General features: G+C 64.4%; 24 protein-coding genes. 11 read left to right on the top strand and 13 right to left on the bottom strand.

Going from position 1 to position 22,607, the window contains the following annotated elements; genetic code table 11:
- The first annotated feature begins 59 nt into the window (after nucleotides 1-59).
- The 4 genes from AC0L3B_RS34730 (at nucleotide 60) to AC0L3B_RS34715 (ending at nucleotide 1,383) form a co-directional block, all read left to right on the top strand.
- Nucleotides 60-260, top strand: a complete 201-nt coding sequence (locus AC0L3B_RS34730) for a hypothetical protein (protein ID WP_473381997.1) — start codon at nucleotides 60-62, stop codon at nucleotides 258-260.
- Between the two features lie 45 nt (nucleotides 261-305).
- Nucleotides 306-524 carry a hypothetical protein gene (locus AC0L3B_RS34725; protein ID WP_377787195.1) on the top strand — a complete coding sequence of 73 codons (219 nt, stop codon included), beginning with the start codon at nucleotides 306-308 and terminating at the stop codon, nucleotides 522-524.
- Between the two features lie 203 nt (nucleotides 525-727).
- Nucleotides 728-949 (top strand): hypothetical protein, encoded by a 222-nt coding sequence (locus AC0L3B_RS34720; RefSeq protein ID WP_026232889.1) that lies wholly within the window; start codon nucleotides 728-730, stop codon nucleotides 947-949.
- A 53-nt stretch (nucleotides 950-1,002) separates the two neighbouring features.
- Nucleotides 1,003-1,383 carry a hypothetical protein gene (locus AC0L3B_RS34715; protein ID WP_018455151.1) on the top strand — a complete coding sequence of 127 codons (381 nt, stop codon included), beginning with the start codon at nucleotides 1,003-1,005 and terminating at the stop codon, nucleotides 1,381-1,383.
- 252 nt (nucleotides 1,384-1,635) lie between these two features.
- On the opposite strand, the gene AC0L3B_RS34710 is transcribed toward AC0L3B_RS34715, so the two are convergent.
- Nucleotides 1,636-2,553 (bottom strand): NADP-dependent oxidoreductase, encoded by a 918-nt coding sequence (locus AC0L3B_RS34710; RefSeq protein WP_247369719.1) that lies wholly within the window; start codon nucleotides 2,551-2,553, stop codon nucleotides 1,636-1,638.
- 369 nt (nucleotides 2,554-2,922) lie between these two features.
- Complete coding sequence (locus tag AC0L3B_RS34705) at nucleotides 2,923-3,735, bottom strand: aminoglycoside phosphotransferase family protein (protein ID WP_473381990.1); 813 nt, start codon at nucleotides 3,733-3,735, stop codon at nucleotides 2,923-2,925.
- Nucleotides 3,736-3,947: 212 nt separating this feature from the next.
- On the opposite strand from AC0L3B_RS34705, the gene plsY reads away from it, so the two are divergent.
- Nucleotides 3,948-4,631, top strand: coding sequence for a glycerol-3-phosphate 1-O-acyltransferase PlsY (gene plsY / locus AC0L3B_RS34700; RefSeq protein ID WP_377787189.1), 684 nt, complete (start codon nucleotides 3,948-3,950; stop codon nucleotides 4,629-4,631).
- Between the two features lie 1,383 nt (nucleotides 4,632-6,014).
- On the opposite strand, the gene rpmG is transcribed toward plsY, so the two are convergent.
- Together rpmG and AC0L3B_RS34690 are read right to left on the bottom strand one after the other, a co-directional pair.
- Nucleotides 6,015-6,182, bottom strand: a complete 168-nt coding sequence (gene rpmG / locus AC0L3B_RS34695; RefSeq protein WP_007603295.1) for a 50S ribosomal protein L33 — start codon at nucleotides 6,180-6,182, stop codon at nucleotides 6,015-6,017.
- A 124-nt stretch (nucleotides 6,183-6,306) separates the two neighbouring features.
- The gene (locus AC0L3B_RS34690; protein ID WP_473381986.1) at nucleotides 6,307-7,632 is read right to left on the bottom strand and encodes an LLM class flavin-dependent oxidoreductase; all 1,326 of its coding nucleotides are present in this window, start codon (nucleotides 7,630-7,632) and stop codon (nucleotides 6,307-6,309) included.
- Between the two features lie 215 nt (nucleotides 7,633-7,847).
- On the opposite strand from AC0L3B_RS34690, the gene AC0L3B_RS34685 reads away from it, so the two are divergent.
- Nucleotides 7,848-8,399, top strand: coding sequence for a hypothetical protein (locus AC0L3B_RS34685; RefSeq protein ID WP_473381984.1), 552 nt, complete (start codon nucleotides 7,848-7,850; stop codon nucleotides 8,397-8,399).
- Here AC0L3B_RS34685 and AC0L3B_RS34680 read toward each other — a convergent pair whose 3' ends face one another.
- The 4 genes from AC0L3B_RS34680 to topA are packed head-to-tail and all read right to left on the bottom strand — an operon-like array spanning nucleotide 8,400 to nucleotide 14,723.
- Complete coding sequence (locus AC0L3B_RS34680) at nucleotides 8,400-9,149, bottom strand: NUDIX hydrolase (RefSeq protein ID WP_085351448.1); 750 nt, start codon at nucleotides 9,147-9,149, stop codon at nucleotides 8,400-8,402.
- A gap of 33 nt (nucleotides 9,150-9,182) precedes the next feature.
- A complete protein-coding gene (locus tag AC0L3B_RS34675) occupies nucleotides 9,183-9,623 on the bottom strand; it encodes a DUF983 domain-containing protein (RefSeq protein ID WP_085395631.1) in 441 nt (146 codons plus the stop codon).
- Nucleotides 9,617-11,971 (bottom strand): ribonuclease R, encoded by a 2,355-nt coding sequence (rnr, locus tag AC0L3B_RS34670; RefSeq protein WP_018458335.1) that lies wholly within the window; start codon nucleotides 11,969-11,971, stop codon nucleotides 9,617-9,619. The genes AC0L3B_RS34675 and rnr overlap by 7 nt, the downstream gene beginning before the upstream one ends.
- A 7-nt stretch (nucleotides 11,972-11,978) precedes the next feature.
- Nucleotides 11,979-14,723, bottom strand: a complete 2,745-nt coding sequence (gene topA / locus AC0L3B_RS34665; protein ID WP_473381979.1) for a type I DNA topoisomerase — start codon at nucleotides 14,721-14,723, stop codon at nucleotides 11,979-11,981.
- A gap of 281 nt (nucleotides 14,724-15,004) precedes the next feature.
- Between topA and AC0L3B_RS34660 the strand changes: the two genes are divergently transcribed.
- Nucleotides 15,005-15,190 (top strand): hypothetical protein, encoded by a 186-nt coding sequence (locus tag AC0L3B_RS34660; protein ID WP_018458332.1) that lies wholly within the window; start codon nucleotides 15,005-15,007, stop codon nucleotides 15,188-15,190.
- Between the two features lie 33 nt (nucleotides 15,191-15,223).
- Here the strand turns inward: AC0L3B_RS34660 and AC0L3B_RS34655 are convergent, their stop codons facing one another.
- Together AC0L3B_RS34655 and AC0L3B_RS34650 are read right to left on the bottom strand one after the other, a co-directional pair.
- Nucleotides 15,224-15,778 carry a flavodoxin family protein gene (locus AC0L3B_RS34655; RefSeq protein WP_473381977.1) on the bottom strand — a complete coding sequence of 185 codons (555 nt, stop codon included), beginning with the start codon at nucleotides 15,776-15,778 and terminating at the stop codon, nucleotides 15,224-15,226.
- A 193-nt stretch (nucleotides 15,779-15,971) separates the two neighbouring features.
- Nucleotides 15,972-16,442, bottom strand: a complete 471-nt coding sequence (locus AC0L3B_RS34650; RefSeq protein ID WP_204511390.1) for a winged helix-turn-helix transcriptional regulator — start codon at nucleotides 16,440-16,442, stop codon at nucleotides 15,972-15,974.
- Nucleotides 16,443-16,563: 121 nt separating this feature from the next.
- Between AC0L3B_RS34650 and AC0L3B_RS34645 the strand changes: the two genes are divergently transcribed.
- Together AC0L3B_RS34645 and AC0L3B_RS34640 are read left to right on the top strand one after the other, a co-directional pair.
- The gene (locus tag AC0L3B_RS34645; protein ID WP_166517487.1) at nucleotides 16,564-17,337 is read left to right on the top strand and encodes an SDR family oxidoreductase; all 774 of its coding nucleotides are present in this window, start codon (nucleotides 16,564-16,566) and stop codon (nucleotides 17,335-17,337) included.
- A 177-nt stretch (nucleotides 17,338-17,514) separates the two neighbouring features.
- Nucleotides 17,515-17,697, top strand: coding sequence for a hypothetical protein (locus AC0L3B_RS34640; protein ID WP_018458328.1), 183 nt, complete (start codon nucleotides 17,515-17,517; stop codon nucleotides 17,695-17,697).
- 70 nt (nucleotides 17,698-17,767) lie between these two features.
- On the opposite strand, the gene AC0L3B_RS34635 is transcribed toward AC0L3B_RS34640, so the two are convergent.
- Nucleotides 17,768-18,376: an FMN-dependent NADH-azoreductase gene (locus AC0L3B_RS34635; RefSeq protein WP_018458327.1), complete on the bottom strand. Its 609-nt coding sequence runs from the start codon at nucleotides 18,374-18,376 to the stop codon at nucleotides 17,768-17,770.
- An 83-nt stretch (nucleotides 18,377-18,459) separates the two neighbouring features.
- Here AC0L3B_RS34635 and AC0L3B_RS34630 point away from each other — a divergent pair, with 83 nt between their 5' ends.
- Nucleotides 18,460-18,870 (top strand): winged helix-turn-helix transcriptional regulator, encoded by a 411-nt coding sequence (locus AC0L3B_RS34630; protein WP_018458326.1) that lies wholly within the window; start codon nucleotides 18,460-18,462, stop codon nucleotides 18,868-18,870.
- Here the strand turns inward: AC0L3B_RS34630 and dprA are convergent.
- Nucleotides 18,867-20,009: a DNA-processing protein DprA gene (dprA, locus tag AC0L3B_RS34625; protein WP_473381973.1), complete on the bottom strand. Its 1,143-nt coding sequence runs from the start codon at nucleotides 20,007-20,009 to the stop codon at nucleotides 18,867-18,869. The two genes, AC0L3B_RS34630 and dprA, sit on opposite strands and share 4 nt — an antisense overlap.
- Before the next feature lie 90 nt (nucleotides 20,010-20,099).
- Between dprA and AC0L3B_RS34620 the strand changes: the two genes are divergently transcribed.
- Nucleotides 20,100-21,344: an amidase gene (locus tag AC0L3B_RS34620; RefSeq protein WP_018458324.1), complete on the top strand. Its 1,245-nt coding sequence runs from the start codon at nucleotides 20,100-20,102 to the stop codon at nucleotides 21,342-21,344.
- Here AC0L3B_RS34620 and AC0L3B_RS34615 read toward each other — a convergent pair.
- The gene (locus tag AC0L3B_RS34615; protein WP_473381971.1) at nucleotides 21,336-22,547 is read right to left on the bottom strand and encodes a patatin-like phospholipase family protein; all 1,212 of its coding nucleotides are present in this window, start codon (nucleotides 22,545-22,547) and stop codon (nucleotides 21,336-21,338) included. The genes AC0L3B_RS34620 and AC0L3B_RS34615 overlap by 9 nt on opposite strands.
- Between the last annotated feature and the right edge of the window lie 60 nt (nucleotides 22,548-22,607).

Genomic DNA, 22,607 nt, shown 5'->3' with positions numbered 1-22,607 from the left:
GTAGGCGCCGGTGGCTGAGAGACAATTCCGCGCTCCCGCCTGCATGTTAGGAGCGCAAAATGGCCGAAGAATTCAGCGCCGAGACACGCCGCCGGCTCGAGCGAGCCAACGAAACCATCGCTCAAAGTCGTCAGTTAGCCACGGAACATCGCGCACTCGTCGCTGAGTGCGAACTAAATCTCCGACACAGGCTGCTCAACATTGCCAACTTATTGTCGCACTTCGTGACCGAACTTATTAACATGGTTCAATTGATTTAATAATATTTAAGGTATTTAATCTCTGTGCCAGCTCCGGAGAGACCCATGCCCGACGAAGACGATGACCGCCGCGAATTTCTGAAGACCTGCGGAAAGTTCGCGGTGGTGACACCTCCAGCCTTAACGCTGCTGCTCTCCACCTCCCTCACGTCCGATGCAATTGCTAAATCGGGTGCGAGCGCGGTCCATCACCACGGCAACAATGGCTGGGGTAACGGCGGCGGCGATGGTAGTCCCAACGGCAAGGACGACAGAGGCCGCTGAACATTTGTAGGCGGAACGGCAGTTTGGAACGACTCGTCAGTTACCAAGTTTTCCCAATGCCCATCCCCAAGTGGGTGATTCAGTCGGGCCCCAGCTCTTCCCCCATTGCCCCCCGGGAGCTGGGGCCCATTTTGTTGCGCCTTCCGGCGCCGGTTTCGGAGCTTCGACAACATTCAGTCATGAAGCAACAAGGAGGGATCCGCATGCCGATCCAAGTCGTGATGGACAGTACCGGCGACAGCCGTCACTTTTTCGACGCCAACGATGCACGAGAAGTAGCCAAGGCGGAGCAGCGATTCCGCGAGCTGAGGAACGTCGGCTTCACCGCCGCGGTCCGGACCGGTTCAAATCAGGTGTCGCAGATCCGATCGTTCGACCCCACTGCGGAAGAAACTCTCTTCTTCCCCAGGCTGGTCGGCGGCTGAATCGCTGAGCCGTGTGGCTGTTCAGGCCGTCCCGGCCGGGTGAACGCTCACGGATGAGGGCTGCAAAGGCGCTGTTCATTAGACACGGCGCCGAGAGCACTCCCGAAGGACGCGCGCTGCTGCTGCTGCGGCATTGCCTCTCGCCCCTCCAGCGGCGGCAATTCACGCAAACAGGCTATTTCGATGTGGTCGGCGGCGATACGGGCAACCGCTATAGGATCTATGCGGGAGCGGCTGCGAATGTCTGCGAGATCGGCGAAAACGGTCGCCCAAAGATCGGCTTGTGCTTCCTGCCCGTTGGCGATCTTCCGATTGGCGACGTCATGCTGGCCCAGAAGATCGCGCTCGAAACGTGCGAGGCCAGCGCGCTCGCAGTAGCCCGAAAGTTCACTCCCAGCGGTTTCTTGTTCAGCCGGTCCCGCCCGCTTCGCTAGCCGCGGTGTTGCGTCAGTCAAGTTTGGGCGTCGGTGACGTCTCCCATTGGCCCATCTGCGACCTCGAAGGCCTTCAGGTCTGCGGCCGATGTTGGCGGTAAACCGGACATCTGGCGGGCGGCCGCTTAATGAGTACACGCCCTAGGCAGGGCGGAAGCGCATGCTTCGTCTCCATCGCGGCGGATAATCCAGCGGGCATCGGAGCTGCTGGTGATCGCCGGCCGGTCGCGCGCATCAATGGGCGTGCGTCTCTCAGGGACGAATGTGGATAATCGTATTCCCCTTGCGTCGCTTGGTCGGATTTAACGCGGCGACGGCATCATCGAGGGTCGAGACGTTGCCGATATTCGTCCGCAGTCGTCCGTCCCGCACCCGCCGTACGATCTCACTCAGTTGGGCTCGATCGGACTCGACGACGAAGTCGACCGCCAGACCCTCGGAGGGCCGCGTCTCGGCCGGCCCCACGATCGTCACCAATGTTCCTCCGGCTCGGATCAGTGCTGCGGATCGCTTCTGGATGTCACCGCCGATGACATCGAACACCAGATCGACTTTGCCCACGTCCTTCAGGGTATCGTTGTCGAGGTCGACGAACTCCTTCGCGCCGAAGTCGAGCACCGTCTGACGGTCGGCGGCGCGTCCAGAGCCGATGACGTAGGCGCCGGCCTCTCGTGCGAGTTGCGTCACCATCGATCCGACTGCGCCGGCCGCGCCGTGTGCGAGGACGCTTTGCCCCGCCTGAAGGCGGCCGTGTTGGAACAGCCCTTGCCACGCCGTCAGGCCCGAGATCGGCAGACTCGCACCTACCGTAAAGTCGACGTCGCCCGGCAGCGGTGCAAGGTTGCGTGCCTCGATCGCCACATACTCGGCCAGCGTGCCGTCGCGATACCAGTCCGCGAGGCCGAACACCCGCTGTCCGACTGATAGTCCCGTTGTGCCATATCCGAGGGCGGAGACCACTCCGGCCAGCTCGTGCCCAGGGATCGACGGTGTTCGGTCACGTTCGAGGCGATCGGTCCAGGTCGAGGGCCACGCCAGCTCAGTCGGTACAAATCCCGACGCATGAACCTGAACGACGACGTCGTTTATCGCTGCCTGCGGCTCGGGCCGGTCCATGAGCTTCATCCCGGCCCTTCCTGCGGCCTGGTCCGTTACAACGATCGCCTTCATGGGAATTATCTCCTCGGTCATTTGTCTCTTGGTCGAATAATGCAAAGAGCGTGGACCCACCGGCATCCACAGAATGTCAGGCTGTGTGGAACTCGTGTCTTCGTGTCCGCAATCTCCGCTCTCCGCATTGACCGGGGCTCCCACTCATCCTGATGGATCGGGATCGCTCCGGTCGCCGGTCGTCAGCGAATAGATGCGTTGCGCCCGGCTATAAAACAGGACCAAGAATGCCGATTTTGGCTGTACCAAGCGCGAGGGCCGCCTCCCGATACAACCCGATTGTGCCAAACGGCTCCACTGGCTGCCGAGATTTGCTCGGTGATCGAGAGCGCCTTGAGACGGCGAACAGGAATCGAGGTTGCGGACGGTTCAGTCTTTCGCGCGCAGCCCCGCTTCGATGCGCTGGATCAGTTGCTCCCGCAGCGCAGGCACCACGTTTCCGAGGACGACGAAGGTGCGGACGATAGGCAAATACGGCTCCATTGCCGCCGTTAGCTCTACCAGAGACATGCCGGCCAGCCGCGCATATTCGGATTGCGCCGCCGCATTGGTCGCGCGCGGCCGCTCCGGATTGTCGGCTATTTCCGGGCCGAGCTCGGACAGGATGACATGCAAGAACCCAAGATCGAGGGCGGCGGGCCCGCGCATCGCGAAGGTCCAGTCGACGAGCTTGGGGCCTTCCGCAGTCATGATCACGTTGCCGGGGCTAAGGTCGCAATGGCAAAGCCCGCCGCCGGTCGACAGGCAATCGATCAGGGTGAGGATGTCAGTGGCGACGTGCTTCGGGACCTTGCCGTCGTCGTGCCGCAACTCGCTCTCCATATACGCGCGCATGGAGGGGAGCTCCGGCGGTGGCGACGTCTTGTGAAGAGACATGGCCAGAGCCGCGATGATCGCGCCCGCCTGTTCGAACGTCACCGCGCCGGTCCGCGAGAGATGCCGCAGGGTCGGTCCGTCGAGGCGCTCCAGCACGATGCCGAAGCGCCCGTCCAGCGTCACCTCTCCCAACACCGCCGGCACGGGGACGCCGGCGGCGTGCACGGCGCGGATCATGCGTACCTCGTGTCGGCCGAGCAGATGAGAGACGCCGGCCTTAAACAGCTTCACGACCTGACCGGGCGCCCAGGCGTAGGCCTCGGAGAAGGCGCCTTCACCGATCTTTTCCCCCAGCGATCCCTGCATGTCCGTTCTCCGCCGCGCAGATGAAACACCGGCGGCGAGAAAAAAGGAACCCTTCCCGTCGCGGGGGCAGCCGGACATTATCATCGCGTTTCAACCTGCAGAGACCTTCGATCGCAGTCGCAGCCTCGGGGCCGTGATCGGCCACTTGTGACGTATAGCGGTCAGACGAAGTCGGGGATAAAACAGCGTTCAGGAAACTGGATCCAAAACCCATGGCTTTTTGGACAGCGGGCGCGGTTGGGTTGTTGATCGCCTATCTCCTTGGCTCGGTCCCCACGGGCTATCTGGCGGGGAAGCTGCTCAGGGGCATCGACATCCGAAGGCATGGCTCCAAGTCCACCGGGGCAACGAATGTCTTGCGCACTCTCGGCAAAGGGCCTGCCTTGTTCGTGCTCGTCGGCGATGTGCTGAAGGGCGTGGGTGCCATCATCGTCGCGCGTTCGTTCTGCCCTTGGCTGTACGCGGAAATATCCCCGCCGCCGACAGCGTCTGATCTGCAGGTCTGGGTGCCATGGGCTGTTTGTCTGGCTGGACTTGCTGTGCTGTTGGGACATAGCCGATCGATCTGGCTGAACTTCACGGGCGGCAAGTCGGCTGCCGCGGCGCTCGGTGTGTTGCTGGCGATGTCTTGGCCCGTCGGATTGGGGGCTGCAGCCGTCTTTGGCCTCGTGCTGGCTATGACCAGGATCGTTTCCTTGAGCTCGATGCTCGCGGCGTTGACGGCAATCGTTCTTGTCTGCGCGGTCGAGCACCCATTGCCGTATCGGTTGCTGGTGATCGGAGGCGGCCTCTACGTGATCATCCGCCATCGTGCCAACATCCAAAGGCTTTTGGCGGGAACGGAGCCGCGTCTGGTTCGAAATGGCCAGGGTACGAAAGCGGAAGTGCAGGTTTAGCAGACGACTTATTTGCCGCGCTTATTGAGGTGCAGCAACGCTCAGTTGTCGAACGGAGCTGAGCGATATCAATTCACAATAGCGAACCCAACGGAGGGAACATGGCCTTCAGATCAGCGAGCTTTGTCCTCAACGCTGGAACATGGGAGGCCAAGGTAGGAGACCGTCCGTTTCACGGTTATTACTCATCCATACTGACCAGCGAAAATGGACAACTGAGGATTATCGAAGAAACGGTTGCAGTCGCAGCGCCCTGATCGTCTCGCGTGATCAGCCGAAGCGGGAGCGCATAGCGGAGGCGACAGTTCCAGAAGCACGCTCCTCGCGCTCTCGTGCCCCGGACGCAGCGCAGCGCTTCTTCAGCGGTGCGCTGCAGAGCCGGGGCCCAGTCGCTGGTTGTATTGTGTGGCTTTCTGGGTCCCGGTTCTGCGCAGCAACGCTTGCGCGTTGCAGCGCGCCCGGGACACGCGAGCGCCCAAGACGGGCCAGAAAAAGCCCATTCAAGCTGCGTGACGTCCGCGAACTTACGACAGGAGAGCTAAGTTCAACTGCGCCAGAAAGCCGGCGGACGGGATGGACTAACGCGTGCGTCCTGACCGCTTGAGATCGGCGACCTTAAACCTGTTGCCGGCGGCCAGACTGCTGCACAACCAGTGAGCCTTGTTTCGGTTGTCGCCCAGGAACGTCCTGGTTTCGACGCAGTCCAGGTAGGATTTGTGGGTGATGGTGTCTCGGCAGGTCGGCGAGAAAGGTCCGTAGTCTATGTTGCCGCCCGACACGCTGCATCCAACCCAGGGATCTTTGCCGCTTGGGAAGCTTGATGCACAGCCACCGTTGCAGCTGCTGGCGACTTTCTCCAGGCTGGCAATCCTCCCCATCACAGAACCCGGCGCATACGAAGGCGTTCGCGCGACTGACGTTTGAGCTGTTGAGGCAGTCCGACGCGGCGCAATTGTGTTTGCTCCTCGCTCCGACACGTGCGGCCTTGCCACCTGTTTCGGCGCGTCGACCGTGACGGGAGGAATCGTGGCGGCGGAGCCGGTTGGGATTTGCGACGCTGCCGGCGCGCACAGCAAGACGGTCGACAAGACAGCGATGGTTGAAGGCACGACAAGGCTTGATGAGAATCTCATGACCATGTCCTTCCAAATCCGGACGGAAATTTCCGCCCGGCAAGTGCACGGTAACATACATTCGGGAGCGAGCAACCGAGGGTTGAAAAAAATCTGGCCATGACTCGCTGTGCCGAGCTCAGCCCTCGTGCCCAGCTCGCAGCGTAGCGTCACGTCCACGGGGCGCTGCTGCGTATCCGGACACGAGAGAGGGGCCAAAATAAAACGGGACCCGAAAGGGCCCCGCAAAAGTCTTCTACGTTCCGCGATCTTACTTGATCTTGGCTTCGCGGAATTCGACGTGCTTGCGCGCCACGGGGTCGTACTTCTTCTTGACCAGCTTGTCGGTCATGGTGCGCGAATTCTTCTTGGCGACGTAGTAGAAGCCAGTGTCGGCCGAGGACACGAGCTTGACCTTGATGGTGACCGCTTTGGCCATGTTCAGAACCTCAGGAATGAAGGGAATCTGGAGCCGGCCAAATGGCCCGCGTTGGCCGGCAACCTAGCCAGAAACCGCCTGATGTCAAGATTTTAGGGCTCGAAAAGCACCCAAATCAGGCCGATTACGCCTCGAAGAACCGGTTTTTGGGCCGAGGCAGGCCCAGATTCTCTCTCAAAGTGGGCCCTTCGTACTCTTTCCGGAAAATCCCGCGGCGCTGCAGCTCCGGGACCACCTTGTCGACGAAATCGTCGAGGCCGGCAGGCAGGAACGGGAACATGATGTTGAAGCCGTCGGAGCCGCGCCCGACCAGCCATTCCTCCATCTGGTCGGCGATGGTTTTGGCCGTGCCGACGAAGGATAGCCCGCCATAGCCGCCGACGCGCTGGGCGAGCTGGCGCACCGTGAGCTTGTCGCGGGCCGCGAGGTCGACCATGCGCTGGCGACCGCTCTTGCTGGCATTGGTCTCCGGGATTTCCGGCAATTGCCCATCCGGATCGAAGCCGGAGGCATCCGTGCCGAGGATGACCGAGAGCGAGGCGATGGCGCTGTCGTAATGCACGCGGCTGTCGAGCAGCGCGCGTTTCTCCCTGGCCTCGTCGACGCTGTCGCCGACCACGACGAAGGCGCCGGGCAGGATCTTGAGGTGTTCAGGATCGCGGCCGACCTTCTCCATGCGGCCCTTGATATCGGCATAGAGTTTCTGGCTGTCGGCAAGGCTGCCGCCGCCGGTGAAGACGGCTTCCGCGGTCTCGGCGGCGAGCTGCCTGCCGTCCTCGGAGGCGCCGGCCTGCACGATCACCGGCCAGCCCTGGACCGGGCGGGCGATGTTGAGGGGACCGCGCACTTTCAGATATTTGCCGTGATGGTCGAGCACATGCATCTTGGCGGGATCGACGAACACGCCGCTTTCGACGTCGCGCACGAAGGCGTCGTCGGCAAAGGAATCCCACAGGCCGGTGACGACGTCGTAGAACTCGCGGGCGCGCTTGTAGCGCTCGGCGTGCTCCATGTGGTCGTCGAGGCCGAAATTCAGCGCCGCATCCGGGTTCGAGGTGGTGACGATGTTCCAGCCCGCACGGCCGCCGCTGAGATGGTCGAGCGAGGCGAAGCGCCGTGCGACGTGATAGGGCTCGTCGAACGTGGTCGAGCCCGTCGCGATCAGGCCGACCCGCTCGGTGACCGCGGAGAGCGCCGACAACAGCGTGAAGGGTTCGAACGAGGTGACCGTGTGGCTGCGCTTGAGCGCATTGACCGGCATGTTCAGCACGGCGAGGTGATCGGCCATGAAGAAGGCGTCGAACTTGCCGGCCTCGAGCTTCTGGATCAGCGTCTTGATGTGGCCGAAGTTGAAATTGGCGTCCGGCCAGGCCCCGGGATAGCGCCAGGCGCCGGTGTGGATGCTGATCGGGCGCATGAACGCGCCAAGCTTGAGTTGCCGTTGTGCCATCGCCCGGTGTCCGTTCTTGGTGTCGTTCCCGAAGACATAGGCACGCCGCGGAACTCCGCCATCGGGGGAGGTAGGAAGATTATTTTGTTTTTCGCGACGCCCTGAGCACATTCGCGTCATTCCGGGCCGCGCCCGGAATGACGGAGGAGTCCCATCGAACCGATCCACGGCTCACTCCGACCAAGCCATGACTTTCGCTCCCGAGGAGACCTTCGATGGCAGGTGCAATGACCGTGGACGGGCGCATCGTCCGCATCGACCGGCCCATGCCCTTGGTCGGGCGGCTGCTGTCATTGCCGCTGCTGGCGGCGAGCTTCTATCTGCTGTGGAATGTCGCGCTGGGCCTGCGGCAGGATTTCTCCGGTTTTGGGCGGCTCGCCGATGATCTCATGCCGGTGCTGGTGTTCACGGGACTCGGGCTGCTCGTCGGCATCCCCGGAATCATCCTGCTCACCTTTCGCACCTTCGTCGTGCTGAACGAGACGCTGCGCCAGATCGTCATCACCAGGCAGTTCGGCCCGCTGAATTTTCGCAAGCATCGCGATCTCGCCGATTATCATTTCATCAGCATTACCGACGAGGACGATCCGGAGCTGACGACATACGATGTCAATCTCTGCGGCAACAAAGGGACCGAGCTGATCACGCTGATGAGCTTCACCAAGCGCGACGGAGCCAGTCGCTTCGCCAGCGAGCTCGGGCGAGTGCTGAACCTTCCCGCGCGCGACTATGTCGGCACCGAGCCCGACGCGGACGGCACGAACTGATCAGCTCAAAATATCCTTCTGCATCTTGCCGCCGTAGAAATGGAAGAACGGCACCGGCGCATCGTGGCGGAGCGGGCCGGTGGCAAGGCGCGCGTCGAGCTCGTTGAGCACATTGCGCGTCATCGGATGCAGATCGGCGAGCGGCTTCGAGCCGAGCTCGACCCAGACCAGCTCGACAAGCTCTGCATCGGCATGGATCACGCCGTCGACGCGATGGGTGATCGCGGAGGCGTCCGCCGTGAAGAAGCGCGTGTCGAACCGCTTGACGCGGCCGGGCGGGGTGATCGCGCGCGCGATCAGGAACAGGCTGGAGGGATCCGGCAACAGGCCCGCATCCGCGAACGGCTTCCAGGCGCCTTCGAGTTTTGTCTTCACCTCGGCCTTGCGTCCGAGGCAGAGACCCGTTTCCTCGCAGGCCTCGCGGATCGCGGCGATCGCCAGCGATTTTGCGCGGGAGGCCGGCGTCTTCGGGCTGCCCTTGGCGAGATTGGCTTCCAGTTCGGCGGTGATCGGCGCCGCGCATGGTACGCGATAATCGTCCTTGTCGACGCGGCCGCCGGGAAAAACGAACTTTCCGGGCATGAACACCACCTTGTCGTGGCGCTTGCCGACCAGAACTTTTGGAATGGCTCCGCTGCGGTCGACCAGGATCAGTGTCGCGGCATCCCTAGGGCGGAAATAGGGATGATGATCGGCTTCCTTGCCCTCGTGGATCTTTGCCTTGTCGGCTGCCTGCGACGTATCCGTCATGTCCTCACCCAAACCAATTCTTGTTTATTTTGCTTACACCGGCGGAATACCATCCGTCGGGTTCTCGTCAAACCCGTGCATGCGCAGAGCCCATTGCAATCCGACCACGGCTCCCTTCACCGGCTGCAGCAGTGCCAGCGAGGCGACGAAGGTGAAGGGCAGATAGGCCGCGAAGCTGATCCAGACCGGCGTCGTATAGTTGGTCTCGATCCACAGAATAGTCGGCACCACGATGTGCCCGACAATGACGATGACGAGATAGGCTGGCAAATCGTCTGCCCGATGCGGCGTGACATCGAGGCCGCAGACGGAGCAGTTATCCGAGGTCTTCAGGAAGGCGCGGAACAGCTTTCCCTCGCCGCAGCGCGGGCAGCGGCCGCGAAAGCCGCGCCTCATCGCAGCAAAGACGTCGCGCTTCTCGACGAGGCCGGTGTCGCGGGTCCAGATCTTCGGCGCCGTGCTCGTCGTCACCATGCCTTGCCCTTCTGGCCCTTGCCCTTGCTTTTTCCCTTGGCCGTTTTCCCCTTGCCGGGCTTCTTCGGCTTGTCCGGCTTGCGCTTCTTGTCGGGACTGCGCCCGGGGTGCGCCTTGAACGAGGGGCGGCGTTGCGGACCGGAGGACCTGCGGCCCCGCGGTGCGGTCTCGCCGGACGAGGACAGCAGCTCGAAGCGCAATGCGCCTGCGATCGGAGCCGCCTCGATCAGGCGGACGTCGACGACATCACCGAGCTGATGCATGGTGCCGCTGCGCGTGCCGACCAGGGCGTGGCGGCCCTCGTCATAGTTGAAATATTCCGTGCCGAGGGATCGGATCGGGATCAGGCCGTCGGCGCCGGTCTCGGCGAGCTTGACGAACAGGCCGGCGCGCGTGACGCCGGAGACGCGGCCCTGGAAGCTCGAACCGATGCGGTCGGCGAGGTGATGGGCGATCAGGCGGTCGACGGTCTCGCGCTCCGCTTTCATCGCGCGCCGCTCGGTCACTGAGATATGAGCTGCGACCTCGCTCAACGTTTCCGGCGTCTCGGTGTCGGGCAGCGCGCCTTCGCCGAGGCCGAGCGCGCGAACCAGCGCACGGTGCACGACAAGGTCGGCGTAGCGGCGGATCGGCGAGGTGAAATGCGCATAGCGGCGCAAATTCAGGCCGAAATGACCGTAATTCTCCGAAGAGTATTCGGCCTGTGCCTGGGCGCGCAGCACGACCTCGCTGACCAGCGGAAAGTGGTCGTGGCCTTCGAGCTGCGCCAGCACGCGGTTGAACAGAGCGGGGCGCAGCGCGCCGCCTTTCGCGAACGGAACGTCCAGCGTCGCCAGGAATTCCGCGAGCGCGTGGACCTTTTCCAGGGTCGGCTCGTCATGCACCCGGTAGATCAGCGGCAGCGACTTCTTCTCGAGCATCTCGGCTGCCGCGACATTGGCGAGGATCATGAACTCCTCGATCAGCTTGTGCGCGTCGAGCCTGTCGGGCACGACGACGCGGTCGACCGTGCCGTCGGGCTTGAGCAGGATCTTGCGCTCGGGCAGATCGAGATTGAGCGGATCGCGCTCGTCGCGCGCGCGCTTGACGCAGGCATAGGCGGCATAAAGCGGCCTCAGGATCGGATCGAGCAGGGGGCCGGTGGTGTCGTCCGGCCTTCCGTCGATCGCGGCCTGCGCCTGCGCATAGTTCAGCTTGGCTGCGGAGCGCATCAGGATGCGGTGGAAGCTGTGCGACCGTTTCCGCCCGTCCGGCGCGATGATCATCCGCACCGCGAGCGCGCCGCGCGGCTCGCCCGGCACCAGCGAGCAGAGATCGTTGGAGATGCGCTCGGGCAGCATCGGCACGACGCGGTCGGGGAAATAGACCGAGTTGCCGCGATCGAGCGCATCGCGGTCGAGCGCGGTGCCCGGTCGCACGTAGAAGCTCACATCGGCGATGGCGACATCGACGATGAAGCCGCCCTTGTTGTTGAGATCAGGATCCGGCTGCGCGTGTACCGCGTCGTCGTGATCCTTGGCATCCGGCGGATCGATGGTGACCAGCGGCACATCGCGCCAGTCCTCGCGCCCCTTCAAATTGGCCGGCTCCGCCGCTTCGGCTTCGCGCTCTGCCGCGGGACGGAATTGTAGCGGGATGTCGTGCGCGTAGATCGCGATCAGGCTGATCGCCTTCTCCGACTTGACCGAGCCGAGCTTCTCCTTGACGCGGCCTGACGCCAGCCCAAAGCCGCGCGAGCGGATGATGTCGACGCTGACGAGATCGCCGTCCTGCGCGCCGTGCGTCTCAGTCGGGGCGATGTTCAGCTCGCGGTCGGCGGACTTCTTGTCGACCGGGATGATCCGTCCGCCGCCTTCGGGCAGGCTGCGGAAGACGCCGAGGATGCGGCTCTTGGTCTTGTCGAAAACCTTGATGATGTGGCCGCGATAGGCCGGGCCTTCGGTCTCGTCGGATCGCTCGACCCGCAGCAGCGCGCGATCGCCAACGCCGGCCGCGGTGCCGGGCTTCGGCCGGCGCGGCATCGTGATGAGGATCTTTGGCGGCTCGCCGCTTTCGACCTCGTCCCATTCAGTGGGGGAGGCGACCAGCTCGCCGTCGGCGTCGCGGCCGGTAATGTCGGCGACCAGCGTCGGCGGGAGGCTGTCCGGCTCTGAAATCGTATGGCGCTTTTTCTTGACGAGCCCGTCGTCGGCGAGCTCGCGCAGCATGCGCTTGAGCTCGATGCGGTCGGCGTTCTTCAGGCCGAACTCGCGTGCAATTTCGCGGGTTCCGACCTTTCCGGGATTTGCCTTGATGAAGGCGACGATGGCTGCCCTGTCGGGAAAGCCACGGTCATTCTTGCGTTTCACTTAGCCTCTATTTGGTGCCGGCACTTTTCTTGGCCGGAGCTTTGGCGCCAGCTGCCTTGGTCGGTGACGTTTTGGCCGTCGACGACACGGCTGCGCGCGCCTTGCTGGTGGATTCGGATTTGGGTTTGGCCGCCTTCTTCGCGGCCGGCTTTTTGGTTTTTGGTGCGGCGTCATCGCCGTCGGCGGCCTTCGCCGCAGCCTTCTTGGCCTTGGCCGGCTTCGCCGCCTTCTTCGGCTTCTTGCCGCCGCCCTTGGCCGCACGCTCGTCGATCAGCGCGATTGCCTGCGGCAGCGTGATGGCGTCTTTCTCGATGTCGCTCGGGATCGTGGCATTGACGCCACCCGCGGTGACATAGGCGCCGTAGCGGCCGCCCTTTACCGTGACGGTGCCGAGGGTGGGATGATCGCCGATCGCCCTGCCGGGATCAGCGCCGAAGCGGCGGCTCGGGCCCTTGGCGATCTTCTCCGCGATCAGCGTCACCGCGCGGTTGATGCCGATGTCGAACACCTCATCGCCGGCCTCGAGGCTGGCATAAGTCTTCTCGTGCTTCACGAACGGCCCGAAGCGGCCGAGACCCGCGGTGATCGGCTCACCGGTTTCCGGATGCTTGCCGATCTCGCGCGGCAGCGACAGCAGCTTGAGCGCAAGCTCGAGCTCGACATCTCCAGGGGACATCCCCTTCGGAATGCCTGCGCGCTTCGGCTTCTCGCCCTCCGCATAATCCTTCTGCTCGCCGAGCTGGATGTAGGGGCCGAACCGCCCGGCCTTGACCCAGACATCGCGGCCCGTATCCGGGTCCTGGCCGAGCGAACGATCGGCCGTTGCCTCGCCGTCGGCGGCGAGCTGACGGGTGTAGCGGCATTCCGGATAGTTCGAGCAACCGACGAAGGCGCCGAACTTGCCGGCCTTGAGATTGAGCCGTCCGTTGCCGCAGCTCGGGCATTGCCTGATGTCGCCGCCATCGGTGCGGGCCGGATAGATGTGCTGTCCGAGCATGTCGTCGAGCACGTCGAGCACCTGGGCGACGCGCAGATCCTTGATCTCGTCGACCGCGCCGATGAAACCGGTCCAGAAATCCTTGAGCACCTGCTGCCAGGAGATCTCGTTGTTGGAGATGCGGTCGAGCTGCTCTTCCAGATTGGCGGTGAAGTCGTATTCGACGTAGCGGGCAAAGAAGCTTTCGAGGAACGCGACTACGACGCGGCCCTTGTCCTCGCCGTGCAGGCGCTTCTTCTCGAGCTTGACGTAGCCGCGGTCCTTGAGCACCTGGAGGATCGAGGCATAGGTCGAGGGCCGGCCGATGCCGAGCTCTTCCATGCGCTTGACCAGCGAGGCCTCGGAGAAGCGCGGCGGCGGCTCGGTGAAGTGCTGGGTGACGGCGAGCGACTGCCGCTTCAGCGCATCGTTGGGGCTCATCGCGGGCAGGCGGCGGGAGTCCTCGTCCTCCTCGTCGTCGCGGCCTTCCTGGTAAAGTGCGAGGAAGCCGTCGAACTTGACGACCTGGCCGGTGGCGCGCAGGTCCAGCGTGCGGCCGCCGACCTTCGCCGTGATGTCGACCGTGGTGCGTTCCAGCTCGGCCGATTCCATCTGGCTCGCGATGGTGCGCTTCCAGATCAGTTCATAGAGTCTCGCCTGGTCGGACTCGAGCTTGCGGCTCATGCTGTCGGGACGGCGCGACATGTCGGTCGGCCGGATCGCTTCGTGGGCTTCCTGGGCGTTCTTGGCCTTGGCCTGGTACTGACGCGGCGCGTCCGGCACATAGGCGTTGCCGTAATCCTCGCCGATCACCTTGCGTGCCTGGGTGATCGCGGACGGGTCGATCTGCACGCCGTCGGTACGCATATAAGTAATGAGTCCCGTGGTCTCGCCGCCGATGTCGATGCCTTCATAGAGCCGCTGCGCGATGCGCATGGTGTGCGCCGGCGCAAAGCCGTATTTGCGGCTGGCTTCCTGCTGCAGCGTCGAGGTGGTGAAGGGGGCCTGCGGATTGCGCCGGGCCGGCTTGGCATCGACCGTGGTCACCGCGTAGGCGGCTGCTTCCAGCGCCTTCTTGAAGTCTTCGGCTTCCGCGCCGGTGCCGATGTCGAGGCGCTGGATCTTCTTGCCGTCGGCGCCGACGAGACGGGCCTCGAAGGCGTCGCCGCGCGGCGTCAGCAGGGTCGCGATCAGCGACCAGTATTCGCGCGCAACGAACTTTTCGATCTCGAGCTCGCGGTCGCAGACCAGCCGCAGCGCCACCGACTGCACGCGGCCCGCCGAGCGGGCGCCCGGCAGCTTGCGCCACAGCACGGGGGAGAGGGTGAAGCCGACCAGATAGTCCAGCGCGCGGCGCGCCATATAGGCGTCGACCAGCGCACCGTCGATCTGGCGCGGATTCTTCATGGCGTCCGTCACCGCCTGCTTGGTGATGGCGTTGAACACCACGCGCTCGATCTTGTGGTCCTTGATCGCGCGCTTCTCTTTCAGGACCTCCAGCACGTGCCAGGAGATGGCCTCGCCCTCGCGATCAGGGTCGGTGGCGAGAATCAGGCGATCGGCGTTCTTGAGGGACTTGGCAATGTCGTTGAGCCGGCCGGCCGCCTTGGGGTCGACCTCCCAGATCATCTTGAAATTGGCGTCGGGATCGACGGAGCCGTTCTTTGCCGGCAAGTCGCGGACATGGCCAAACGAGGCCAGAACCTCGTAGGACGAGCCCAAATACTTGTTGATCGTCTTGGCTTTCGCCGGCGACTCCACAATGACGATATTCATGTAGTTCCAGTAACTTATGGGGAAATTTGGGGCCGAATTCGATGAGATTCGGGTCGGCCCTTTCGTCCCGAACATGGGTGGTGAGGCCGTCGCTGTCAAATCGAGGGCTGTTGAGAGCCCTCTCGATGGAAAAAGTTTCATATCGAGAAAGTTGCAAAATACCACCTTTGAGTTGCGGTCGATGTCGGCGTAATGTTGCCGCGGGGCATGGATTCGGGTGGGGGCTGGTGACTAAGCCAGGAAAGAAACGGGCGGGCGCCGCATCGCGCGCGGGGGGAGGCTTGCGTCACGAGGAACCGGGGGAGGGCGGCGTCGAGGAGGCGGTCGCCTTCATCGCCGAGCAGGTCGGGGCCCTGCGCAAGCTTGCCGAACGGCACAGGCTCGACGTGCTGCATTATCTCCTGGGAATGACCAAGCTCGAGGCGGACGAGCATCTGCGGCTGCGGAGCAAGCGCAGGCTGTCGTGAAGGGGGCGATGTACTGCTCCAACGACGGTGCGGTTAGCCGTTGCGGCTTGCCATTTTGGCCAATCGCAGGCCGAGATATGCGGCCGCGCCGAGGTCGCTCTCCGGCAACGAGCCGTCAATCAAGTGTGTTGCCAGACCAAGCTGGCTGCCCAAACGTTTGCGGCCGCTCGGATCCTCGCCACCGGGAATATCCAGTCCGCACCAGAGCATGCCGTGCTGCGCGGCCAGAATGGAAAAGTAGGACAGTGTGTGGAGTTGATCGCCGCTTGCGCAGGCGCCCGTGGTGAACCCGGCTGCGATCTTGTTGGCCCAGCGCTGCTGGCTCCATCGATCACTTGAAGCATCGGCAAACGCTTTGAATTGAGCGGCTGGCCCGCCCATATAGGTCGGGCTGCCAAACGCAACTGCGTCGGCGCCATCGATCGTCTCCAGTAAGCTCTCATTCTGAAAGCGGCCTGACACGATGTCGCCGCCGGTGATGCGACACAGCGTGACCTGCGCTTTGCCATCTGCTCCGCGCGCAACCGCATGCGCCAGCTTCTCGGTGGTGCCCGAGATGGAAAAATAGGCGATGGCGAGCAGGGGCATGGTGGTGCCAGCTTGGTGGCTGTCGATGGCTTGTACAAGTCCGCCACGCCATATTGCGAGTTGGGACGCTCGGGTACATGCCGACCCGCCTTCGATGAAAGTGGGTCAACCTGCGGAGCAATCGCGGGCTGTCGTAGCCGCGAAGACCGAGCGGAATCGGTCGCCAGGACGACGTTGAAGAGACAGCGCACCGCTATCCCGCTGACCGTCGCCGCGGCGCAGGCCGCGGCTTCAGCGAGGTGTCCGCGAGGCTGAGCAATCGCCCGTCCTCCGCGCGCAGTTCGAGCTTCTTCACCGGTCGGCCTTTCTCGCGATCGACCAGGATGGTCGCGATCTCCGACGGGCGATCGTCGAAATCCTCGCCCCATTGGCGCAGCGCTACCAACACCGGGAAGACGCCGCGGCCTTTCGGCGTCAGCACATATTCCTCGTAAGGGCTGCCGTCGGAGGCGGGGGCCGTGGTCAGGATGCCGTGATCGACCAGCGCGCGCAGCCGCGTCGACAAGATGTTCTTGGCCATGCCGAGCTTGCTCTGAAACTCACCGAAGCGGCGCAGCCCAAACAGCGCCTCGCGGATGATCAGCAGCGACCACCGGTCGCCGATCGCCTCCAGCGATCGCGCGATCGGGCAGGCGTCCCCCTCGAAGCTCGTCCGTTTCACCATGATCTGGTCCTTTCGCGATCGCACGGTCCTGTCACCGTTCACGCGCTCTTGTGGTTGCATCTTAAAACCAGGTGGCCTAGATGGCAATCGTAGTTTTATGATGAAACCACTGGAGGCGAACGTGAGACTGAAGAACAAGACGGCCCTGATCACCGGCGGCAATAGCGGCATTGGACTGGCAACGGCAAAGCTGTTCGTGGCCGAGGGCGCCAAGGTGGTGATCACCGGGCGCAACAAGGAGACGCTCGAGGCGGCCGCGAAGGAGCTCGGGCCGAACGCGCTCGCGCTCGCCGCCGACGCCACCGACATTGCCGCGACCGAATCTGCGATCAAGAAGGGCGCCGAAAAGTTCGGCAAGTTCGACATCCTGTTCGCCAATGCCGGCATCGCCGGCGGTACGCCGCTGGGGTCGGCCACGCTGGAGGTCTTCGAGAAGGTCATCAGCACCAATCTGACCGGCGTGTTCTTCACCGTTCAGTCCGCGCTGCCTTATCTCAACGACAATGCTTCCATCGTCCTCAACGGCTCGGTGATCTCCGTGCTCGGCATTCCCGGCTATTCGGCCTATGGCGCCGCCAAGGCCGGCGTGCGGGCGATGGCGCGGATCATGGCCTCGGAGCTCTCGCCGCGGGGCATTCGCGTCAACGTGGTCGCGCCCGGTGCGATCCGCACGCCGATCTGGGGACCCGCGACCGCGACGCCCGAAGCCGAGAAGGCGTTCGAGAAGCGGATCGCGCTGACGACGCCGCTGGGGCGCATTGGTGAAACAGATCACGTCGCCAAGACTGTGCTGTTCCTCGCCTCCGACGATTCCGCGCATGTGCAGGGCCAGGAAATCTTCGTCGATGGCGGCGCGGTTGCCTCTCCGAGCGGCGCGCCGATCTATCGCGGCTGATCAATCTTGGTGCAAATTGAATCGGTCGGCGCAGCGGCGAGCGGTTGCGCCGGCCGGTTCCCACGTCTCGCGAGCTGTATTTTCTGAACGTTGCGGGAGGCATTGAACCTTCGCTTGCGCTGCCAAGACACTTTTACGGGCAGGGGGTCACGAAGACTCATTTCAAGGGAGCCCGATATGCCAAAGGCAGCTCGTATTATTTCCCCGATTTCAGCACCGCGTATTTACACCGAAAACTCCGCCGTTCCTGCCAAGCGTTCCGACACCTCCGAGTTCGTCGGGGTCGCTCTTTTCTCCGGCATCGGCCTGTTCGTTTCCCTCGTCGCCGTCATCCTGGGCATTCAGGGCGCCTGGTTTTAGCTTCGCCGATCGCGCACCGGTCGATCAGCCGCCGCAAGCGATGTTGCGGCGGCTGATGATGTGCGCGTTATCAGGCCGCGCGGAGGGCGGTCGCCGCCTCGAGCGCGCTTGCGAGCGACTTCTCGCGATGCTCCGGGCCGACCTGGATTCCGTCGGCGCTGATGAATTCGGGATGATGAATCCCCATGAAACCGAACACGCCACGCAGATAGCTTTCGAGGTGCTCCAGCGACGCGGCGGGCGAGCCCGCGCCGTAATAGCCCCCGCGCGAAACCGCGAAGATTACGCGCTTGCCGCCGGCAAGGCCCTGCGGGCCGTTGGCCCCATAGCTGAACGTCTTCCCCGCCACCAGGACCCGGTCGATCCAGGCCTTGAGCTGGCTCGGAATGGTGAAATTGTACATGGGCGCGCCGATCACGACGATGTCGGCGGCAAGAAACTCGTCCAGCGCGGCCTTGCTGGCGGCGAGATCGGGGCCGAGCTCCGCCGGCGCAGGCGCGCCTTGCGCGGCCGCCAGATGCGAGCCGGAGAGATGGGCGAGCGGGCTCTGCGTCAGGTCGCGATAGACGATGTCGAGCGATGGCGTCGCCTGCCTGAGACGGTCGACGATGGCGGCGGAGACTTGCCGCGAAACGGAGTGGGGGCCGAGCACGCTGGAGTCGATGTGGAGGAGTTTCATTCGGGATCACCCTGGTATAAGTTTGTAACCAGAGCTACATGAGTGACTATCGAAATCCCCGCAAGAACGCACCTTTTTGAGCCATGGGCACATCCCTGAAACCTGCGCACATCGATTTGCCCGCCTCACCAAGGCCGGATCCCAACCATGCGGACTGCCGCGGCGTCGCCTCGATCCTCGCGCGCGTCGGCGACAAATGGAGCGTGTTCGTCATCATGATGCTAAGTGACGGGCCCAAGCGCTTTAACGAGCTCAAGCGCATGATCAATGGCATTTCGCAGCGGATGCTGACCTTGACGCTGCGCGGGCTCGAGCGTGACGGCCTGGTCACACGCACGATCTTCCCGACCATTCCGCCGCGGGTGGATTACGAGCTGACCGATCTCGGCCGGGGACTGCAGCAGCCGGTAAAGGCACTCGGCGAATGGGCGATCACGCATCAGCAGCAGATCGCCGCGGCGCGTACGCGCTTCGACGAGCGGACCACTCCTTAAAGCAGCGAGACCAAGCCACCGCCGTGGCGTTCGAGCCGGCCGGCGAGCTCGAGTTCCAAGAGCACGGTACGCACGATGGCCGGCGAGGCGCCGGACATCCGCACGAGATCGTCAATCGTGACAGGGGCAGGGCCGAGCAGGCCGGTGATCTGGTCGCGGTCGTGCCCTTGAGGATCGCTCTCGAACGGCTCGCTGTCGGGCTCGCGCGCGGTACGCATCAGCGGCCGCTCCATGATCGGTGCGACCGCGTTGACGACGTCGGCGGCTTCGGTGACGAGCGTCGCGCCCTGCTTGATCAGATCGTTGGTGCCGGCGGCGCGCGGGTCGAGCGGCGAGCCCGGCACGGCGAACACTTCGCGACCCTGTTCGGCGGCCATGCGCGCGGTGATCAGCGAGCCCGAGCGGTGCGCCGCCTCCACCACGACCACGCCGAGCGCGGCGCCCGAGATCAGCCGGTTGCGGCGGGGAAAGTCGCGGGCGCGCGGCTCGTGGCCGAGCGGCATCTCGGAGATCGCGGCACCCTTGCGGTCGAGGATCGAGGCCAGCAAATCGCCATGCTCCGGCGGATAGATGCAGTCATGGCCGCCGGCGAGCACGGCGATGGTGCCGCTCTCGACGCTGGCGCGGTGTGCGGCCTGGTCGACCCCGCGGGCAAGGCCGGAGATGACGACGAAGCCGGCTTCGCCGAGTTCGCGGGCGAGCTGACCGGCGAATTTCAAGCCTGCACCGGAGGCATTGCGCGAACCGACGATCGCAATCATCGGCCGCATCAGCGTTGCATGGTCGCCGCGCACGGCGAGCAGCGGCGGCGCATCGTCGAGTGTTGCCAGGCGTGCCGGATAACCGTCCTCGCCGGGCGCGAGCCAGGTGATGCCGAACTTGCGGCTCGCGGCGAGCTCGGCTTTCGCCTCGTCGGCGCTACAGATGCGCGCCGATCGCTGCGCACCGCCGCGGCGTGCCAGATCCGGCAGCCGCTCCAGCGCCGCGCGCGCCGTGCCGAAATGATCGACCAGCGACCGGAACGTGCGCGGCCCGACATTGTCGGACCGGATCAGCCGCAGGCGGTCGATCCTGTCGGCTTCGGTCAGCTCTACACTTGGATTGATGGCGTCCACGGCGGCTCCTTGCAGGGACAGCATGGAACAACCTGAAGGCGTGGGCAACAGCGACGTGCGCTTGCGCGACCTTGCCCCGATGCTAAAAGCGATCCCAATAAGAAGGGTATTGCCATGATCTCACTCGCCGACCTTCAGCGCCGCATCGAAGCGGGCGAGCTTTCGCCCGAGGCCGCCATCGCGCAATCGCATGCAGCCATCGAGGCGCGGGAGAAGGAGGTCCACGCCTTCGTCCGTTACGACAGCTCGGCGAAGGCGCAAGGCGCCGGGCCGCTGCGCGGCATCGCGGTCGGGATCAAGGACATCATCGACACCGCCGATTTTCCGACCGAGATGGGATCATCGATCTATCGCGGCTGGCAGCCGCGCGCGGACGCGCCTGTGGTGATGATGCTGAAGCGGGCGGGCGCCACCATCATCGGCAAGACCACGACCACGGCATTCGCCTCGCGCGATCCGACCCCGACGCTCAATCCGCATAACCTCGGGCATACGCCGGGCGGCTCGTCCTCGGGCTCGGCCGCGGCCGTCGGTGCCGGCATGATCCCGCTGGCGCTGGGTACCCAGACCGGCGGCTCGGTGATCCGGCCCGCCGCCTATTGCGGCACCGCCGCGATTAAGCCGTCGTTCCGCATGCTGCCGACGGTCGGCGTCAAATGCTATTCGTGGGCGCTCGACACCGTCGGTCTGTTCGGCGCCCGCGCGGAAGATCTCGCGCGCGGACTGCTGGCAATAACCGGCCGCACCGAATTCGCCGGCATCGTCCCGGCGAAGGCGCCGCGCATCGGCGTTATCAGGCAGGAGTTTGCCGGCGCCGTGGAGCCGGCCGCCGAGGAGGGGCTGCAGGCCGCGATCAAGGCGGCGACGCGGGCTGGCGCCAGCGTGCAGACCATCGATCTGCCGCAGGCGGTGCAGGAGGCCTGGCGCATCCACCCGATCATCCAGGACTTCGAGGCGCATCGCGCGCTCGCCTGGGAATTTTCCGAACGCCACGATGAGATCGCGCCGATGCTGCGCGCCAGTCTCGATGCGACGGTCGGTCTCACACCCAAGGACTATGACGACGCGCGCCGGATCAGCCGCCGCGGACGCCGCGAGATCGGCGAATTGTTCGAGCGGTTCGACGTGCTGCTGACCTATTCGGCGCCGGGCACGCCGCCGGCCAAGGAGCTCGCGAGCACCGGCGACCCCCGCTACAACAGGCTCTGGACGCTGATGGGCAACCCTTGCGTCAACGTGCCCGTGCTGAAAGCCAATGGCCTCCCGATCGGCGTGCAGGTGATCGCGCGCTTCGGCAACGACGCCCATGCGCTGGCGACGGCGTGGTTCCTGGAGCAGGCGCTGGCGAAATCAGGCTAGCGCAGGTTCGAGAGCGACGATGCGCTGGCCGGATGCGGCCGGCGCTGCGCTGTGATCTGGACCTTGCTTGAGCCAGCGCCCGGCAGCCTCGCGGCCGCTCCGGTGCAGCGCGCGAATGAAGCCGCGGCCGAGATCGGTCGATGAGCGCTGCGCCAGGCCGTCGACGAAATCTTCCGCGGCGATCCTGGAGAGCCGCAACGACGATGCGGCCTGCGATTGCGCCCATTCGATCGCGGCGATCTCGGCATTGAGGGCGGCGTTGGCCGCGATCTGATCCAGCCTGCGGTCGATCGCGGCGAGCGTGATCGGCACGTAGCTGTCGCGCGCCGGCGTGACCTGGACGAGCAGGATTTCGGTGCTCGTCGTGTCCTGCACGAGCCGCAGCAGGGGGGGATTGCCGCCGGGGCCGCCGTCCCAATAAGCCTCGCCGTCGATCTCGACCGCGCAATGAACCAGCGGTGGACAGGTCGAGGCCAGCGCGACGTCGGCGGTGATCACGTCGTTGCGGAAGATCTGCTGCTGCCCGTCGCGGATCCGGGTCGCCGCGATCAGAAGCTTCGGGCACCGCGGGTCGCGCAAGGCGGAAAAATTGATGTCGCGCGACAGCGCCTGCCGCAGCGGATCGAGATCGAACGGATCGAACTGGCCGGAGCGCAGCGTCGGGCCGAACGCGACCGAGCTTCCCGCCGGCGAGAAGCCGCCGATCAGCATCAGCGATCGGAACGAGGCTTCGTGCATCAGCCGGATCCAGAAGCGGTTCAGCCGCGCGCGCGCGCCTTCGCGGCCACCCTCGGCGAAACCGGAGGCGAGCAGCAGCGCGTTGATGGCGCCGGCGCTGGCGCCGCTGATGGTGTCGATCGCGATGGATGGCTCTTCCAGCAGCCGCTCCAGCACGCCCCAGGTGAACGCGGCGAAGGTGCCGCCGCCCTGGAGGGCCAGCGACAATTTTCGCGGCGGCCATTGCCGCGGCGTCCGATCGTGCGTGACGGGCGCTGCGACAGCTACAATTTCGACTGGTGTCCGCGCTTCCACGATCGGATCGGGCTCGCGCGGTGGAGGCGGGACGGAAGCAGGCGCTGGAGCGACAAGCGGCGAGGGCGCACTAGACCAGATGTCCGTCGTCGAGAGCAGCCGGCTTGCCGCGGTGCAAGCAGCACCTCGCAAATCGCCATCGTCTTGCGCGCTGACAATCTTCTCGCTCATTCTGAGCAACCGCGTAGAGCTATGCCCATGATCAGGGCCGAGCCAGGAACCCGTTCGTCC

Source organism: Bradyrhizobium sp. Kon56, from assembly GCF_055807635.1.
This window is presented reverse-complemented; position numbering and strand designations above follow the sequence as displayed.

What these genes read in the sequence shown, in the direction of transcription:
- AC0L3B_RS34635 (WP_018458327.1), bottom strand. Translation starts at nt 18,376, where the DNA reads ATGAAACTCCTCCACATCGACTCCAGCGTGCTCGGCCCCCACTCCGTT.
- plsY (WP_377787189.1), top strand. Translation starts at nt 3,948, where the DNA reads ATGGCTTTTTGGACAGCGGGCGCGGTTGGGTTGTTGATCGCCTATCTC.
- AC0L3B_RS34680 (WP_085351448.1), bottom strand. Translation starts at nt 9,149, where the DNA reads ATGACGGATACGTCGCAGGCAGCCGACAAGGCAAAGATCCACGAGGGC.
- AC0L3B_RS34640 (WP_018458328.1), top strand. Translation starts at nt 17,515, where the DNA reads ATGCCAAAGGCAGCTCGTATTATTTCCCCGATTTCAGCACCGCGTATT.
- dprA (WP_473381973.1), bottom strand. Translation starts at nt 20,009, where the DNA reads ATGCTGTCCCTGCAAGGAGCCGCCGTGGACGCCATCAATCCAAGTGTA.
- AC0L3B_RS34710 (WP_247369719.1), bottom strand. Translation starts at nt 2,553, where the DNA reads ATGAAGGCGATCGTTGTAACGGACCAGGCCGCAGGAAGGGCCGGGATG.
- AC0L3B_RS34620 (WP_018458324.1), top strand. Translation starts at nt 20,100, where the DNA reads ATGATCTCACTCGCCGACCTTCAGCGCCGCATCGAAGCGGGCGAGCTT.
- rpmG (WP_007603295.1), bottom strand. Translation starts at nt 6,182, where the DNA reads ATGGCCAAAGCGGTCACCATCAAGGTCAAGCTCGTGTCCTCGGCCGAC.
- topA (WP_473381979.1), bottom strand. Translation starts at nt 14,723, where the DNA reads ATGAATATCGTCATTGTGGAGTCGCCGGCGAAAGCCAAGACGATCAAC.
- AC0L3B_RS34690 (WP_473381986.1), bottom strand. Translation starts at nt 7,632, where the DNA reads ATGGCACAACGGCAACTCAAGCTTGGCGCGTTCATGCGCCCGATCAGC.
- AC0L3B_RS34725 (WP_377787195.1), top strand. Translation starts at nt 306, where the DNA reads ATGCCCGACGAAGACGATGACCGCCGCGAATTTCTGAAGACCTGCGGA.
- AC0L3B_RS34715 (WP_018455151.1), top strand. Translation starts at nt 1,003, where the DNA reads ATGAGGGCTGCAAAGGCGCTGTTCATTAGACACGGCGCCGAGAGCACT.
- AC0L3B_RS34685 (WP_473381984.1), top strand. Translation starts at nt 7,848, where the DNA reads ATGGCAGGTGCAATGACCGTGGACGGGCGCATCGTCCGCATCGACCGG.
- AC0L3B_RS34705 (WP_473381990.1), bottom strand. Translation starts at nt 3,735, where the DNA reads ATGCAGGGATCGCTGGGGGAAAAGATCGGTGAAGGCGCCTTCTCCGAG.
- AC0L3B_RS34720 (WP_026232889.1), top strand. Translation starts at nt 728, where the DNA reads ATGCCGATCCAAGTCGTGATGGACAGTACCGGCGACAGCCGTCACTTT.
- AC0L3B_RS34650 (WP_204511390.1), bottom strand. Translation starts at nt 16,442, where the DNA reads ATGGTGAAACGGACGAGCTTCGAGGGGGACGCCTGCCCGATCGCGCGA.
- AC0L3B_RS34675 (WP_085395631.1), bottom strand. Translation starts at nt 9,623, where the DNA reads ATGGTGACGACGAGCACGGCGCCGAAGATCTGGACCCGCGACACCGGC.
- AC0L3B_RS34655 (WP_473381977.1), bottom strand. Translation starts at nt 15,778, where the DNA reads ATGCCCCTGCTCGCCATCGCCTATTTTTCCATCTCGGGCACCACCGAG.
- AC0L3B_RS34615 (WP_473381971.1), bottom strand. Translation starts at nt 22,547, where the DNA reads ATGAGCGAGAAGATTGTCAGCGCGCAAGACGATGGCGATTTGCGAGGT.
- AC0L3B_RS34730 (WP_473381997.1), top strand. Translation starts at nt 60, where the DNA reads ATGGCCGAAGAATTCAGCGCCGAGACACGCCGCCGGCTCGAGCGAGCC.
- AC0L3B_RS34630 (WP_018458326.1), top strand. Translation starts at nt 18,460, where the DNA reads ATGGGCACATCCCTGAAACCTGCGCACATCGATTTGCCCGCCTCACCA.